We start from the raw sequence: 14,161 nt of genomic DNA on the forward strand, positions 1-14,161 counted from the left end.
CTCTTTTCACTTCGCTTTCAATGCTTTTTCTACGAAAGAATTATCTACAACTTTTTCCGTCTTAATTTCTTTCTTTATAGAACCGAGCTTATATTGAAAATCCGCAGTCTTTTGTTGTTCTGCTATTATTTCCTTAGTTACCGGAACTAAAATTGGTTTGTCGTGATTAAACACTTCTTTTACAATCTCTGCATCTATCTTTTTTACAGAAGTGTATACTTTTATTGCTTCATCTAAGTTAGCATCTTGCCATACACGTGCTTTCTCATAAACTTTGAGGAATTTCTCAACTAATTCTGGATGTTCTTTCGCAAATTTTGTCCTCGTAATTAAAAATTCTGGTGAAGAGACATTTAATGTTTCACCGTCTGCAATCACCTTCGCACCTTTATTTAACGTATGTAATGATATGAAAGGGTCCCAAATCGCCCATGCATCTACTGATCCTGATTCGAATGCAGGCTGCGCTTCATCTGGTTGTAATTGAATGACATTTACATCTTTTGCATCAATACCTTCTTTATCAAGTGCTCGATATAATAAATTAAAGGCACTACTTCCTTTTGCTACTGCAATTTTTTTACCTTTTAAATCTTTTACACTCGCAATCTTACTATCTTTTTGAACGAGAATTCCAGTTCCTTTTCTCGCATAACTTGTATTGGCGATTTCGGTAAATCCAATACCTGCTGCTTGCGCTGAAATGACTGGAGAATTCCCTACTTCACCAAAGTCTAACCGGTTTGATGCGATTGCTTCAAAATAAGGAGGTCCACTTTGGAACTCTGTCCATTTCACTTTAACTCCTTCTTTTTTAAACTCCTCTTCAAACCATCCCTTTTTCTTTGCTAGTAATAGCGGGCTTAATCCTTGTTGTATACCAATTTGTATTGTTACATCTTCTTTCTTACTACTTGCTGTACTTTTTTCACATCCTAACAAACATACTGATATAGCTAAAGCAAAAGAAAGAATTTTTAATTTTTTATACATATAAAATCACCCTTTTCCTATATACTTGTTTGAATCAACCCTCCATATTCAAACTGCTGTAATACTTTCGTTCGAAGTTGTTGGAACGATTGAGAAGTTTTATTTCGCGGATAAGGCAAATTATTTTCAATCACTTTATGTATTTTCCCTGGTTTTGCACTCATAATGATGATTCGGTTTGAAAGATATATCGCTTCGTCTATATCATGTGTAACGAATATCATTGTTGTTTTCTTCTGCTCCCAAATATTTAGCAATACTTCTTGTAAATGACTTCGAGTAAAAGCATCCAGCGCTCCAAAAGGTTCATCAAGTAATAATACATTCGGATCTCTTAATAACGCTCTCGCTATCGCAACACGTTGTGACATCCCGCCTGAAATCTCTTTCGGATACGATTTTTCAAAGCTATCTAACCGAACGATTTCAACCCATTCTCTCACCTTATCTTTCACATACTTATCTTTTAACGACAAATCTGCCGCTATATTTTCTTCAACTGTTAACCATGGAAAAAGCCTATGTTCTTGAAAAATAAAACCTTGTTTCTTACTCGGTTTTAAGATAGGATCCCCGTCAATAACAACTTCCCCTTCAAAATCATTATCTAGACCGGCAACAATTTTTAGTAATGTACTTTTTCCGCACCCACTCGGACCAATTACTGTAACAAAATCCCCTTTCTCTAATTGAAAATTAATATTCTCTAATACTTGAACAGTACCAGTTTGTTTCAAAAAATATTTTGATACCCCATCAATTGAAACAGTCATTTCTTCTCCTCCTTAAAATGATTCATATAAATGAACAGATTCAGTATTTGTGCAATAAAAAAACCAAAGGCATTTTATCAACAGATAAAATGCCTTTGGTTTCTCCAATCAGCAATACGTTATGGAATTAAGTACATATTATACAAATATTTCCGATAAGTCAACTAGGTTTTATCAAAACATACATATGATTCGTTTGAATATTTTTACTGTTGTTTATTTGAACGATATCATTTACTTACTATTTTTTCTGATTTTTAATCCACTGTAACCAATAAGAAAACTCACACGCTAAATGCATTTGATGGGATTTAATAACTAAGCGACGAAATTTCTACAAAAAAAAGAGTAATTTCAAGAAATATGCTACTAACCTTAGATTTATTAAAAAAGTTAGATCATATAACTTGAGACTACTCATTCCCATTCAAAATATTTATGTAATTAAATTTTATTTCCTCTGCACCCTGGCTGTCTCCAAAACTATTGGTGGCAGCTCTTTTTGAATGATTTCTTTTAATCCATAAAGAGCTTTCCTCACGTAACCACCTTCGAAATTCCCTAATGGTTCTGGTAATTCATCTTCATCCAATATGAAGTATTCTCCATTTGGAAGTACCATAATATCGATGATTAAATCTTCAAAGGAAACCACTTCATCTTTTATTTGTGTGTTTTTTACAATATTAAAATAGGAACCTAAATACTTTCCTTTTATATCTCTCCATACGTATAAATTGTACGGACGATCTTTCCAGTAATATGCGATTGTATAACTTCCTTTTGGGATTGTTAACTTAGTATCATTTGCAGTCATTGTAAATGAATACTGCACCTCGTGAAATAAAACGATACTTTGTGATTGCTTTTCAAGTAATAAGCAATTGTGATCTACTATTGTTGAGTTATACCGGATTTTTCTTTCTATAATTTCAATTTTCGATGTAAGTAACTTATTCATTATTTTGTTTCCCCTTATGCTAGTTCTATCCTCAATTATATCCATTTATGTAGTGATAAAGAAGTGTATAGTTTTTTATATAATGATTTATAAAAGTATATAATAAAAACTCCTTCTTATTTAGAAAGAGTTTTTCACTATCCATGTTTCATATTTTTTCACTTCTAACGGAAGCTCATTTGTTTTTATGTAACTAACAGCACTATTACTCATGTTTTAACTTTTCCTTAACCGCATCATAAAATTTTCGTTCTTCATCAACATTTAAGTAAACACGACTTACTGTTTTAGAAAAGCCGTATAACAACTGCGCTTTCACTGGCTCTTTTAATGTTATTTCAAAAGTAGCAGGTTCTTTTATGAACTCCATAACAGTTGCATCCAATACCTGTTTCCTTTCTTTTGCCGTTAGCAATTCACCCTTGTAGAACGCAATATTATCAATTTGTGTAAATGGCATAACAATTTTCTTTCCTAATCCGATTTGAATGACTACTTGTTCTTCTGTTACGACAAGGGGATTTTTGCGCATCGCTTGTATTTCAGCTATAAAATAAATCATCGCGTATACATTTAAAATAAGTAAAATCCATGCTATTACTGGATTCCACTGATGTAGTAAATAATGAAAACCAATGCTTTCAATTATTGTTGCATGAATAATCATGATATACACACCTATAGCACCAGTCTTTTTATGATATGAGTATACAGATTTACCTGTTGGTACTTTTTCACGCCACGATAAAAACGCATAATAGATTAACTTACACTCTGTTAGAATGACATCTACTAACTTACTTCTTTTCATAGTAGCGTCAAACGCTGCATCAATTGCATAAGAAAAGGAATAATTTTCTCTTCTATATTCTTTATATTTTTTTATTATTTTAGGAAGCACTCTAACAATTTTATAGAGAAGGAATAATTCTAGACCTACAAATGCAATTTCAGCCGCAACAATAATATAAGAGATGAATGAAAAAGCTTGTAAATAGTCACTTGGAATAATAAATCTCGCAAAAATATAACCAGCTATTACAACAGGAACTATATACGTTAACGAGTATCTTTTTCGAATAATGAAGAAATACGTGATGATTGGAATGACAAACATGCAATCTAATAATGACCCAAGCACAACTTCTTTCGGCGCAACTGGTACAATTGGAAGGGCATACAATAAATAGTTTGGTAGCATAATTAAAAAGACGAGTCCAATCCAAACACCTTTTCGCCTTCGTGATAGTGTAACCTCCATACGTTCACTCCTTTATTTAAAAACCTCATTTAAATGGTCTTTATAAAATGAAATGGCACGTTCAAATTCTTTTACTTCCTCTACTTTCACGACAGTTTCAAGTAATAATTTCATCGCTGATTCGTGATCGTTTACGTTATATTTTGCTAATGATAAAAATACTTTCATCGGAGCGTTCTCTGGGAATTTTTTCACCCCAGCTTCTAATACTGTAATTGCCTTTTCATATTCCCCTATACAACGATATGTACTTCCTAAACCAATATAAGCACCGCAAAGCGATTCGCCATCAAGTCCATTTGCGATTGCCTGCTCATAATACGGAACTGCTTCTGTTTCTAGCCCCATTACATCATGTATCCACGCACACTGATACAGTACTTCTGCATCCTTTGTAAAGTTTGTTAATCCTATAAGCATCTCTTTAGACTGCGCATATTTCTTTTCGTTTCTAAGTTTAATAGCTTGCTTTAATAAATGTTCCATAGAATCCACTCCTCACCAATTATTCTGTGTATAGCTCTTGATTGGTATACGCTTCACATTCGTGTAAAAGTAAAATTCCCACCAATTAAAGTTTCGCTTACTTATTACTATGCGGATTCATTCTCATCTAAAAACTTAATTTTAAAAAGCAGTGACACTATTACATAATAACTCTAAGCTTTTGACAATTTCTTTCGCTGTTTCATCTTTCCCATTACACAACTTCCCTTTACCATCCTGTCCAATTACATAATGCACAGCTCCGCGCGAATATAAAGAATGTGGTGAATTCGCAATCATTACATTCGCCCTTGCTTCTTTCATTCTATTTTTTGCTCTTTCAAACAGTTCTTCTTCATTTAAATCACTTTCAAGTTTAAAACCAACAAGTACTGTTTCTGGGTCCCATTCTTTTATTTGTTTTAATACTTTTGGAGCCTTTTGAAAGTGAATAATCGGTGCTATATCACTTGAAATTTTTCCGTTCATATTAAGAACATTACCATCTTGATCACAAATTTTCTCCACAATCCAATCTGATCCAGCCGCTGCCATAATGACTGCATCAATCTTTTCATGTGATATGATACTTTTCATTTTATCTTGTAAATCAACGATTCCTTCAAATGGATGTAATTCTAACCCTCTATGTACATCACTCGGTTTCTCCGCAAAATAACCGTGTAAATATATAACATGTGCCCCTTTAGCTAGAAGTTCTTCTGCGATTATCCTTCCGATTGTACCTTTGGCCATATTCGTATGCCCGCGTACTTGATCCCATTTTTCTAGACAACCACCGCTCGTAATTAATACCTTTTTCCCCTTCATTGTAACCATCCCTTACTAATTTTTCTTACGAAACCATTCTGTTCCAAAGTCAACTATATCACGCTGTTTCATTAGACGACACGTTGCATTCCCTATCTTCCCATTTTTTACAGTTCCTTTTCGCTCAAACTCCACACCAATTTCTACAAACTTCTCAGATTCGTAATCCATTTCAAAAAACTCTTTCCACACTCTTTCACCGTTTTCTATAATAGGTGCTCCTACTTGTATTAACTCACATGCACCAGAACGCACCTCGGATAAATGAACAGACGTATTGGAATCATATCCAACACCAATTAATAATACGTACCCGTCTAAATCATATATTTTTCTTAATGGAGATTCTTCTCCAAAGCTCATTGATAACGAATGGTTCATTGTTATTTCTACTGCATGTTTTCCCCATGCAGCAAAACTTCCTAACGGATGATTACTACGTACTACATTCGGATATGTACGAAAACATTCAACTATTTCACCCATTCCCCTTGTTGGGGTTATACGTGAATCAAATGCTGGGACGTTATCTCGGATAATTTGCCACCAGTCTTCCGGTACAGGTGGTCTTGACCAATGTTTCGGATCGGACAAATCCGAAGATTGCGTTGGCATTATTATCGTTCCTTCTTCCGTAACAACTTTCATTAATGCTTCTACTACAGCAACCGCACCACCAGATATCCACCCGATAGAACTTAGTGATGAATGAACGATAATTGTCATTCCTTTTTCGACTCCTAATGCTTTTAAATCTTTTGTTATTGTTTCGATTGTATTTGGAAATTGTGTACTTGCTACTATTTCATTCATTTTCATATTGGTTCCCCCACTAGCTACGTAAATTTAAACTTTTATATAAATATATTATCATATTTTTCTTAATTTTTAACTTAATCATTTTTCACATCTATAAAAAATAGTAATATTATTACACAAAAAATATTTGAATTATAATATTCAGATTTAAAACACAAAAAGAAAGTGAAGATTTTACATCCAACCATAAAAAGCTGTTTTATACATAGACGAAAGAGCTCATCACAAATGATGAGCTCTTTGTTTACTTTATCCTTCAATTGTAACCCCAGTAAACATTGATAAGTTTCCCGTTATTTTCTCACCTACACGTAAAAATAAGCCTGCTGCTCTTCCGCTTATACAGTGAGAGCCAATTAATAGTTTACCAGTATATGGACCATCCCATGTGTCAATGGTATAGTCAGGCATTTCTATGTATTGCTGGTATATCTTCCTTTGTTCAAAGTAATACTCTGTTTTATCTTCAGCTAATAATTCATCATTTTCGTATATAGATACTCCGCCACCTTCACGACCAAATACAGGTTTGGAAACGTATGATTCATGTCTTTCTAGAAATCGCTTATTTGAAAAATATGTTGGTAGAAAGTATTTATAAATAATGTCTTGCTCTTCTTCTGTAAAGAAAACACTTTCTTCATAAAGCTTCCAAATTAGTGCGAGTACACTTTTGTTTTGCATAACAAATGCGGCTGGCGGATTAATAATTTTCACTCTTTCTTGCGCAATATGATCTAAAAATTGTAAACCAATCCTTTTTCCATTCTTATCAACGTCCGTTACTAAATACTCTATTGGATACAGTCTATATAAATATTTTATTTTTTCTCCACTCGGCGTATATATACCATCTTCCGCAACGACAATGTCTTGTATTCCTACATAGTCCGTTGACTGATTTAAGCAATACGTTCTTAAAAACTGAACCGTTTGACTATCTTCATCGTGCCAATCATAACTAGTAAAATATATCGTCTCTTCAGGGCCTATATGATAGTCATGTTTAATTTGTTCCCATGCCTGCACAATATGCTCTTCTATATGGTTTGGGTGATTTACATCATGATAACGGCATAACACTTCATTTGCGACAGACGGTTCTAAATAGCCTGTTGGCGTATCACAATTTACTTCTATTAATTTTATATCGTCACCATTTACGATAAAATCAAACCTTGTAAAATATGAAAATAAACCATTATGTTTCATTCTCGCCATTTCCCACGCTTCAGCTGGGAATCCAAGTTTTTGAAAATCTTCTGTCGTATTTACAATATATTGATACGTTCTATATAACACATACATGATTTCTTCTGTCGCTTTTGAGATAGCAGTATAAGTTTTTGCTGGCATGCGATACATCCCTGTTGCCATATATTGATTCCATTCTTCATTCTCTAACAGACTAGGCCAAGTGAAACCATTCCTACTAGCCTCTTCTGCAAGTGAAAACCATACTTTCATATACTCTTCTTGCTCTCGTTCTGTATACATTACTCCATTACCCTTTCGTTTTAGGATCCTGCTGGCGCTTTTGCGTTTCCAATTCCACTTGAACCAGAGTTTACTTTCGGTGTTTGCGTAGTAGATGATTTTGGCGTATTTGTATCTGGTGTTACTTTATTGGATGGATTTGGCTGCTGTTTATTTAAATCTACTTTATTGGAAGTATTATTGTTACCGTTAGAACCACCAGTATAACCACCGCTACTACCGCCACCTGTTCTACGCTCATCTTTTTCACGATATGGAATAACATTATTTGCATACGGTTTCTTCATTAAATTTGGTTTTGCTGTATAATTCATATTTGAAGTTCTACTCGCTAATAAATATCCTGCTACAAATGGAAGTATCGGTAAATGAGAGTTTTCATGATAAGATGAAAATGACGGATTATTTTCCTTGCATAACTCATCTTTCTCTACATTTTCATTGGTTGGGGCTTTATCATCACAATTTAATGTTTCTTGTTCATTTCTTTGTTTTGCACCATCTGTTTTAACAGCTGTACTTTCTTGCTGAGCAGTTTCTTCTTCATAATCACCACAACCTGTTAATAAAAAAGATGACACCCCTATTGAAGTAGCTATTTTTATAAACTTACTTTTATCCATTCTCACTTGTTATACACCCATCTTCTTTTATCTATATTTTTCCAGATACCTATATTATATAATGAAATTATTATTTTTTTCAAACTATATTCAATATGTACAATTGTATATTTTCATGCTATTTTTCCATGTAACAATGAAATCTTTCTATCCCTGGATATTTTTCTCCTAAACTTTTAACTTGAAAACCAATTCTTTTATAAAATTCTACCGCCCCATCGTCTGTCTCTGCTTCTATATAAGTCAATTGATATATCCTTACCACTTCTTTAATCATTTGCAGTGCAATTCCTTTTTGACGATAATCTGGAGCCACTGCTATATGACATACTCGTGCTTTAGTTGCTCCGATTACTTCAATACCTAGACAAGCTTTTTCTTCATATTTGTACAAAGTCCCTTTATTACTTTGATAAAATAATACTGCTTTCTTTAAGCTTATTTCATTTGGACCGACGGCATATTGTAGCACATTTAATATTGAATCTTTTTCAATTTGTTCAACGCGATGTAAATTCATATTTTCATCCCTTTCTATGAAAAAAAGACTAACTCTTAATAAAAAGAGCTAATCTCATTACGCCGTTATTTTTTCTTCTTTTTTTACAACGACAGCCACATAACTATGAAGTATCATTCCAATAATAACGAGACTCATACCAATCCAAGATAATGATGACGGAATTGGTGCAGATAACCAGATCAGCTCTCCTACTAGCGCAAATAAAACTTCACCAGACTGCGTCGCTTCCACTGTTGCTAATTTTTGCGGATCATCTTTCACAAGATCTGTTGCAAAGAAAAATAATACTGTCGCGATTAACCCAGAGCTAACTGCTACAATAAAACATTGAAAAACTTGGCTACTTGACGGTAATCCGCCTGTTGATACTTCGTAACCAGATAATAAAAACCAAAATGGTAAACTTGCTAATGTCATACCGAGTACTCGCTGAAATACATCTAATTCCCCTTTACAAACTTGCATCATTTTTCTATTTCCAAGAGGATACGCAAATGCTGCAATAAGTACAGGAACTACACATAAAACGGTTTCACGAATACCTAATGAAGAAGCATGTTCTGCTTGCATGAGAACAACACCGAATAAAATAATGCCCGACATAACTAATTCCTTCATCGGAAGTTTTTTATGTAGTGGATCCACCGCAAAAAATGGTGTTAACAAAATCCCTGCAACGATTGTAATTTGCCATGTTGATGCAACAAGCCAACCTGGTCCGAACGCTCCAGCAAAACTAAGCGGTGCATAAAAGAGACCAAATCCAACGATACTCCACACTAACCATTCTTTCGGATTGTTTTTCATATATTGAAAGAGTTGCTTTAAGTTCCCTCTATACATAACAATAAGTAATAGCATTGGAACCATAAAATAATACCGTAATGATGCACTCCAAATCCAGCTTCCACCTTCTAAGTCCATTGCCCGGTTTAAAACAAAGGTAAAGGCAAAGAAAAATGATGCCAATATCCCTATAACAATTGCTTTCATTGTAAAACCCCTTGTATTTAATTTTTTATCTCTATGACATATATTTTAGTATACGCGATGAAAAATCTACATACAAACTTACATTTCACTTTGGGATGATGAAGGAATTGTAGTAGATTTACATGGGAATAAAGTGCATTGGTATGAAATCGAGGCCATTACATATCAAAATTTTCAAGGGTCAAAATCTACTTTAATCTCGACCCACTATACTCACCATGAAAATATACACATCCGCTATAAAAGATGGCTACCAACTATTGCACATTCAATTTACTGGTTTTCTATTGAGAAACCAAAAGATTATCATAAAAATTTAATGATAGCTTGGGAAGAAAAGCGAACGAATAAAAACAAACGCCTCCTTTAATTATTATTTAGGGGCGTTCGTTCATTCAAAAATTAAAGAATATGTAGTTTATATTCTCTGTATAATTTCCTCAAACGACTGATATGAGCTTGATGATACCAATTATGATCTGCTATATGCCATATTCACCATCTTATTGTCGCAGTTTCGCCTTTTTCATACAAAACTTCCTCTCTTAAAAGAACAACACCATATGTTCATCATCACTATACACACCATTCATTTTTATAGCCCTTTTTTCAATTCCGTATGTTTTAAATCCCATTGATTCATATAATCGTTTGGCTGGTTCGTTCGTTGACACAACCCCTAAATTCAATTGCTCTAGCTTCATCTCTTTTGCCCTTTCAATTGCTTTACGTATTAAATCACGTGCAAGACCACTTCTTCGATTTTCAGTATCTACATACATTGCAACGATATGTCCTTTATGCTTATATGCGTCTTTTTCTTCTGTTAATAAAGTAACAACCCCAACTAAACGATTTTCATTATTAAAAGCACCAAATGTAAAACTACTATTGGATGAAAGATTACTAGCAACTCGTTCAAGAGGGTTTTCTTGACGTACTGCTTCTTCATAAGTCGTTATAAATGCTTCTGGATTTACTTGTAATGCTTGTAAACGTAACTCCCAATATTGTTTTGCATCCGCTTTTGTAAGTAATCGAATCATTTTATCTTCCCCTTTTTAATTTACATAATATTTTTATAGGCTACTTTTTTGATTCATACTCTTCTTTTAATATACTGTAACGATTGCGATGAATGAACTTCCCCTGTCTCAATCGATCATTTCTCATTAACCCTTCGCATACAAATCCGGCACTTTCATAACTCTTTTTAGCTTTTGTATTATCTTCATCTACACGTAACCAAATTTTCTCCAATTCAAGCTGAGAAAAACCTATTTGTAACATGCTGTTTAGAGCTGCCATTCCAAATCCTTTACCCCAATAGTCTTTATTTCCAATCGCAATTCCTAGTTCAGCATTTTTATTTGTTTTATCAAAATTTTTAAGGTCTACCCATCCAATATGTATACCTGCCTCAGTAACGATTGCCCTTTGTTCATAACCATTTTTTCGGCTTATACAAGCTTCAATCCAGTTTCTCGTATCTCCACGAGTGAACGGAGGATATTGATCTGGTACAACTAAATGGTTTGTTACATCTCTATCTAATAACCATTGATAGCGATCTTCTACATCATCTAGTGTCAATTCTCTTAATTGAACATATGGTACATTCATTTTTCTCGCCCATTTTTATTTACCAATAGAAAATCCTTCGAACACTCTTCCACCATACTGTTCTAACGTCTTTTCTATAAAATGAATTAATTCATTTTTCTCTCCCGTTTTATAAAAATGATCAAAAGCGGCTACAAATTTGTTTGCATATTGCTCATCATATCTTCTTAGCACTCTAATAAACCATTTTGAACTCCCAAGCCACTTACCATTTACTCTTAATACATATTCATGTACTAAATCCGCTAATAAATTAGCGATAAACAATTCTTCTTCTCTTTTTGTTGCACCAATAAAGTCATCTAAAGTATCCGTAATAAAATATCGCTTCTGCTTAATCGTTTCTTCGGTCCATTTAGCTGGTCCTTTATGTAGTAAATCATTCGCTTCTTTTTTTAATTTCTCAACAATTTCCTTTTCCCCTTTTAATGCAATCCCTTCCGAAACTAATTGTGGTAACGACGGTCTCCCTCGATCACAATCCATTTTGAAAAAGGTTTTATATGTTTCAAAATTATGAACAAACACCTCAACAGGCCATCCATTACTATAGAAAGATTCCCTATAGCAAGAAGTTAAACTTTGGTCAACTATTACAATATCAAGGTCAGATGTTTTCGTCGCTTCTCCTCGTGCAACGCTTCCGCCGAGTAAAGCTACATCACAATTCGAAAATTGTAATGTAATTATGTTTTGTGCTGCGTCAATTGCTTTCATAACCGATCCTCTTTTCTTATTTCACTTTCTTTTTTTCAGCTCTTTCTCTCGCTTTTTTTATATAGCTTTCTGCATCTGGTGTTTTACATGATGTTGCACCGTGATCAACCTCTACTTTTCCAATTTCACGTGCAATTTCAATCGCTTGTCGCTCTAAGTCTTCATTACGAATTCCTATTGCGATTAAAGCACTATTCATCGCTTCTTTTTTTCTATTTTTTTCATTATGTATATTTTCTTTAATCTCTTCTAAGTACGGAGAGAAGAAATCATCATGTAACGTTTTATTTTTAATCGCTATATTTGCTAATAAAGACCAGCCAGCTCTTCCAATCCATTCATCATTAGACTTTGTCCACTCTTCCATTCTTTCTATTGCAATTGGCGAAGTACATATAGATGTCATAAGAACATCCATCAAACAGTAATAATCAACATCCTGAATCCAACTATTAAGCTGTTCTGTCGTTATTTTTTTCGGATCTAAAATATAAGTTGCTAATGTCATTGCGTCCATATTTTTCGTTTCCCACAATCCAACTGCTAAATCATGATCTTTTTTTATCTTCTTTTTTAACAATTTTAAATTCGCAAAACTAACTCCAAATAACGGCTCTTTCGCTCCGTGGTTTTTATACGTTTTTCGATTTTGTTCTGTTCCATATTCCTCTAGTTGCTGCATTACTTCCTCAAGTAACATATACCCACCTCTTTATCTTTTATGTTGACTGTATATATGTATGTACGATATATTCTACATTACTTTTTGGTTTTCCTATATTTATTTTTAAAATACGGTATGTGAAATTTTTAAACATTGCACAGCTACACCATCAAAAAACTATACATGTTAAACATACAGTTTTTTGATGGTATCAATTTTCCGTAGAATAAGATATAAACTACGAAAGAACTTTTAATGAGATGTGTATTTCCAACATGTTTAGAAAACTCTTTAAAATGGTTTACTATCATACTTTTATACCTCCTTCATAAATTATGTTTACTACATTTATTCTTAGCCAAAATACTTTCTACATTTTAATAACTCTCTCAATAAGATTTTCTTATATAAAAATCCCTACAAACGCTGTAGGGATTTATGTCTAAATCATTTTGCTACACTCTATTTCATATGAAAATAGTTTCCTTATTCAGATGCATTCATAAGCACAATTCTCCAACCATCTGGATCCTCTATTGTGGTTCCTTTCTCTATCCAATACGGGTTTTCTGGTTCCACCTCATGATAGCCCATATTACTTAATCGATTCACTATCTTTTCAATTTCATCTTTATTAGGCATATAAAAAACTAGTAAATTATCTTTTGTCGGTGCCGGACATGGACTTCCATTAACATGTGTAGTAAACTCCAAATGATACTCTTCATCTGGTAATCCAAACATAACCCCGTCATATCCTTCGTGATTGTGAAATTCCCCTATACGTTTTAGTCCTAATCCTGTTTCATAAAAACTGATCACTTCTTCAAATTTATCTGTTGGTCTTGCAATTCTAAATTGAACCCAATTCTTCATGCAAATCTCCTCCTTTTCATTTTCCAAAGCTTTATAGTAATTAGTATAGGTTAGATATATTCCCTTTAACATCCCTCATTAGTGTGAGCTTCCTAAGTTGAAAGACCTATTAGTTAATAAACAATAGGACTTTAGTATAAATTGCTATTTTGCATTGTTTCTAATGTTATCCATGACTGCCCAATTGGATTAACATATGGCCTTTCCTCATTACAAATTTTACAGTGAGAAGGTGCTTCTTCATTTTCGGGATACTGTACTCCACATGTAGTGCAAATATAATTATTCATATTCCCGCTCCTTTTTTCATATAATTGTTTCTTTACCAATATTTTAATAAAAATCAAAAATATTCGAATCAATATTTGGAACGAAAACGAAGTGATACGAAAGTATGATTTGGTGATTGAAAGTTTAAATAATAAAGTTTAAATTCATTCTATTTTTCAAAACTGCAATTGATATAAAATCTTGCATACTTTTGGGTAAACTTTTTTACAAGTGTAAAAAAGTTTCTTTGC

Annotated in this window: 16 protein-coding genes and 1 pseudogene; all 17 read right to left on the bottom strand. The window is 33.4% G+C overall.

Annotation, left to right across the window (positions count from 1 at the left end):
* Positions 1 to 6: 6 nt before the first annotated feature.
* Positions 7 to 993 carry an aliphatic sulfonate ABC transporter substrate-binding protein gene (locus N2V80_RS14425; protein ID WP_000277087.1) on the bottom strand — a complete coding sequence of 329 codons (987 nt, stop codon included), beginning with the start codon at positions 991 to 993 and terminating at the stop codon, positions 7 to 9.
* Positions 994 to 1,010: 17 nt separating this feature from the next.
* Positions 1,011 to 1,766: an ABC transporter ATP-binding protein gene (locus N2V80_RS14430; RefSeq protein ID WP_000218580.1), complete on the bottom strand. Its 756-nt coding sequence runs from the start codon at positions 1,764 to 1,766 to the stop codon at positions 1,011 to 1,013.
* 451 nt (positions 1,767 to 2,217) lie between these two features.
* Complete coding sequence (locus tag N2V80_RS14435) at positions 2,218 to 2,727, bottom strand: DUF402 domain-containing protein (RefSeq protein WP_001037878.1); 510 nt, start codon at positions 2,725 to 2,727, stop codon at positions 2,218 to 2,220.
* 205 nt (positions 2,728 to 2,932) lie between these two features.
* Complete coding sequence (locus N2V80_RS14440) at positions 2,933 to 3,988, bottom strand: hypothetical protein (RefSeq protein ID WP_000454145.1); 1,056 nt, start codon at positions 3,986 to 3,988, stop codon at positions 2,933 to 2,935.
* Between the two features lie 12 nt (positions 3,989 to 4,000).
* Entirely contained in the window at positions 4,001 to 4,474 is a 474-nt protein-coding gene (locus tag N2V80_RS14445; protein WP_000400636.1) for a tetratricopeptide repeat protein, read from the bottom strand.
* 141 nt (positions 4,475 to 4,615) lie between these two features.
* Positions 4,616 to 5,305: a phosphopantothenoylcysteine decarboxylase domain-containing protein gene (locus N2V80_RS14450; protein WP_061655875.1), complete on the bottom strand. Its 690-nt coding sequence runs from the start codon at positions 5,303 to 5,305 to the stop codon at positions 4,616 to 4,618.
* Positions 5,306 to 5,320: 15 nt separating this feature from the next.
* The gene (locus tag N2V80_RS14455) at positions 5,321 to 6,124 is read right to left on the bottom strand and encodes an aminoglycoside N(3)-acetyltransferase (protein ID WP_000783344.1); all 804 of its coding nucleotides are present in this window, start codon (positions 6,122 to 6,124) and stop codon (positions 5,321 to 5,323) included.
* Positions 6,125 to 6,373: 249 nt separating this feature from the next.
* Positions 6,374 to 7,621, bottom strand: coding sequence for a glutathionylspermidine synthase family protein (locus tag N2V80_RS14460; RefSeq protein WP_000287883.1), 1,248 nt, complete (start codon positions 7,619 to 7,621; stop codon positions 6,374 to 6,376).
* A gap of 20 nt (positions 7,622 to 7,641) precedes the next feature.
* Positions 7,642 to 8,250, bottom strand: a complete 609-nt coding sequence (locus N2V80_RS14465; protein WP_001242170.1) for a hypothetical protein — start codon at positions 8,248 to 8,250, stop codon at positions 7,642 to 7,644.
* Positions 8,251 to 8,362: 112 nt separating this feature from the next.
* On the bottom strand, positions 8,363 to 8,764 hold the full coding sequence (locus N2V80_RS14470) for a GNAT family N-acetyltransferase (protein WP_053514303.1): 402 nt from the start codon (positions 8,762 to 8,764) through the stop codon (positions 8,363 to 8,365).
* A 57-nt stretch (positions 8,765 to 8,821) separates the two neighbouring features.
* The gene (locus N2V80_RS14475; protein WP_000644587.1) at positions 8,822 to 9,760 is read right to left on the bottom strand and encodes a DMT family transporter; all 939 of its coding nucleotides are present in this window, start codon (positions 9,758 to 9,760) and stop codon (positions 8,822 to 8,824) included.
* A gap of 402 nt (positions 9,761 to 10,162) precedes the next feature.
* Positions 10,163 to 10,309 (bottom strand): annotated as a pseudogene (locus N2V80_RS14480) (DinB family protein); the annotation flags it as partial.
* A complete protein-coding gene (locus N2V80_RS14485) occupies positions 10,306 to 10,806 on the bottom strand; it encodes a GNAT family N-acetyltransferase (RefSeq protein ID WP_000620317.1) in 501 nt (166 codons plus the stop codon). The pseudogene N2V80_RS14480 and the gene N2V80_RS14485, both read right to left, overlap by 4 nt.
* 40 nt (positions 10,807 to 10,846) lie before the next feature.
* Positions 10,847 to 11,383, bottom strand: coding sequence for a GNAT family N-acetyltransferase (locus N2V80_RS14490; protein WP_061655646.1), 537 nt, complete (start codon positions 11,381 to 11,383; stop codon positions 10,847 to 10,849).
* Positions 11,384 to 11,398: 15 nt separating this feature from the next.
* Entirely contained in the window at positions 11,399 to 12,100 is a 702-nt protein-coding gene (locus N2V80_RS14495; protein WP_000643682.1) for a nucleotidyltransferase domain-containing protein, read from the bottom strand.
* 16 nt (positions 12,101 to 12,116) lie between these two features.
* On the bottom strand, positions 12,117 to 12,800 hold the full coding sequence (locus tag N2V80_RS14500) for a DNA alkylation repair protein (RefSeq protein WP_000923455.1): 684 nt from the start codon (positions 12,798 to 12,800) through the stop codon (positions 12,117 to 12,119).
* A gap of 450 nt (positions 12,801 to 13,250) precedes the next feature.
* Entirely contained in the window at positions 13,251 to 13,640 is a 390-nt protein-coding gene (locus N2V80_RS14505) for a VOC family protein (protein ID WP_000800670.1), read from the bottom strand.
* Between the last annotated feature and the right edge of the window lie 521 nt (positions 13,641 to 14,161).

This window comes from Bacillus sp. FSL W8-0640 (assembly GCF_038007725.1).
GTDB lineage: Bacteria > Bacillota > Bacilli > Bacillales > Bacillaceae_G > Bacillus_A > Bacillus_A cereus.

Bases quoted from the DNA above. Each gene is read 5' to 3' on its own strand.
- N2V80_RS14445 (WP_000400636.1), bottom strand. From the start codon at position 4,474: ATGGAACATTTATTAAAGCAAGCTATTAAACTTAGAAACGAAAAGAAA.
- N2V80_RS14440 (WP_000454145.1), bottom strand. From the start codon at position 3,988: ATGGAGGTTACACTATCACGAAGGCGAAAAGGTGTTTGGATTGGACTC.
- N2V80_RS14500 (WP_000923455.1), bottom strand. From the start codon at position 12,800: ATGTTACTTGAGGAAGTAATGCAGCAACTAGAGGAATATGGAACAGAA.
- N2V80_RS14425 (WP_000277087.1), bottom strand. From the start codon at position 993: ATGTATAAAAAATTAAAAATTCTTTCTTTTGCTTTAGCTATATCAGTA.
- N2V80_RS14490 (WP_061655646.1), bottom strand. From the start codon at position 11,383: ATGAATGTACCATATGTTCAATTAAGAGAATTGACACTAGATGATGTA.
- N2V80_RS14495 (WP_000643682.1), bottom strand. From the start codon at position 12,100: ATGAAAGCAATTGACGCAGCACAAAACATAATTACATTACAATTTTCG.
- N2V80_RS14435 (WP_001037878.1), bottom strand. From the start codon at position 2,727: ATGAATAAGTTACTTACATCGAAAATTGAAATTATAGAAAGAAAAATC.
- N2V80_RS14450 (WP_061655875.1), bottom strand. From the start codon at position 5,305: ATGAAGGGGAAAAAGGTATTAATTACGAGCGGTGGTTGTCTAGAAAAA.
- N2V80_RS14505 (WP_000800670.1), bottom strand. From the start codon at position 13,640: ATGAAGAATTGGGTTCAATTTAGAATTGCAAGACCAACAGATAAATTT.
- N2V80_RS14485 (WP_000620317.1), bottom strand. From the start codon at position 10,806: ATGATTCGATTACTTACAAAAGCGGATGCAAAACAATATTGGGAGTTA.
- N2V80_RS14470 (WP_053514303.1), bottom strand. From the start codon at position 8,764: ATGAATTTACATCGCGTTGAACAAATTGAAAAAGATTCAATATTAAAT.
- N2V80_RS14460 (WP_000287883.1), bottom strand. From the start codon at position 7,621: ATGTATACAGAACGAGAGCAAGAAGAGTATATGAAAGTATGGTTTTCA.
- N2V80_RS14475 (WP_000644587.1), bottom strand. From the start codon at position 9,760: ATGAAAGCAATTGTTATAGGGATATTGGCATCATTTTTCTTTGCCTTT.
- N2V80_RS14430 (WP_000218580.1), bottom strand. From the start codon at position 1,766: ATGACTGTTTCAATTGATGGGGTATCAAAATATTTTTTGAAACAAACT.
- N2V80_RS14455 (WP_000783344.1), bottom strand. From the start codon at position 6,124: ATGAAAATGAATGAAATAGTAGCAAGTACACAATTTCCAAATACAATC.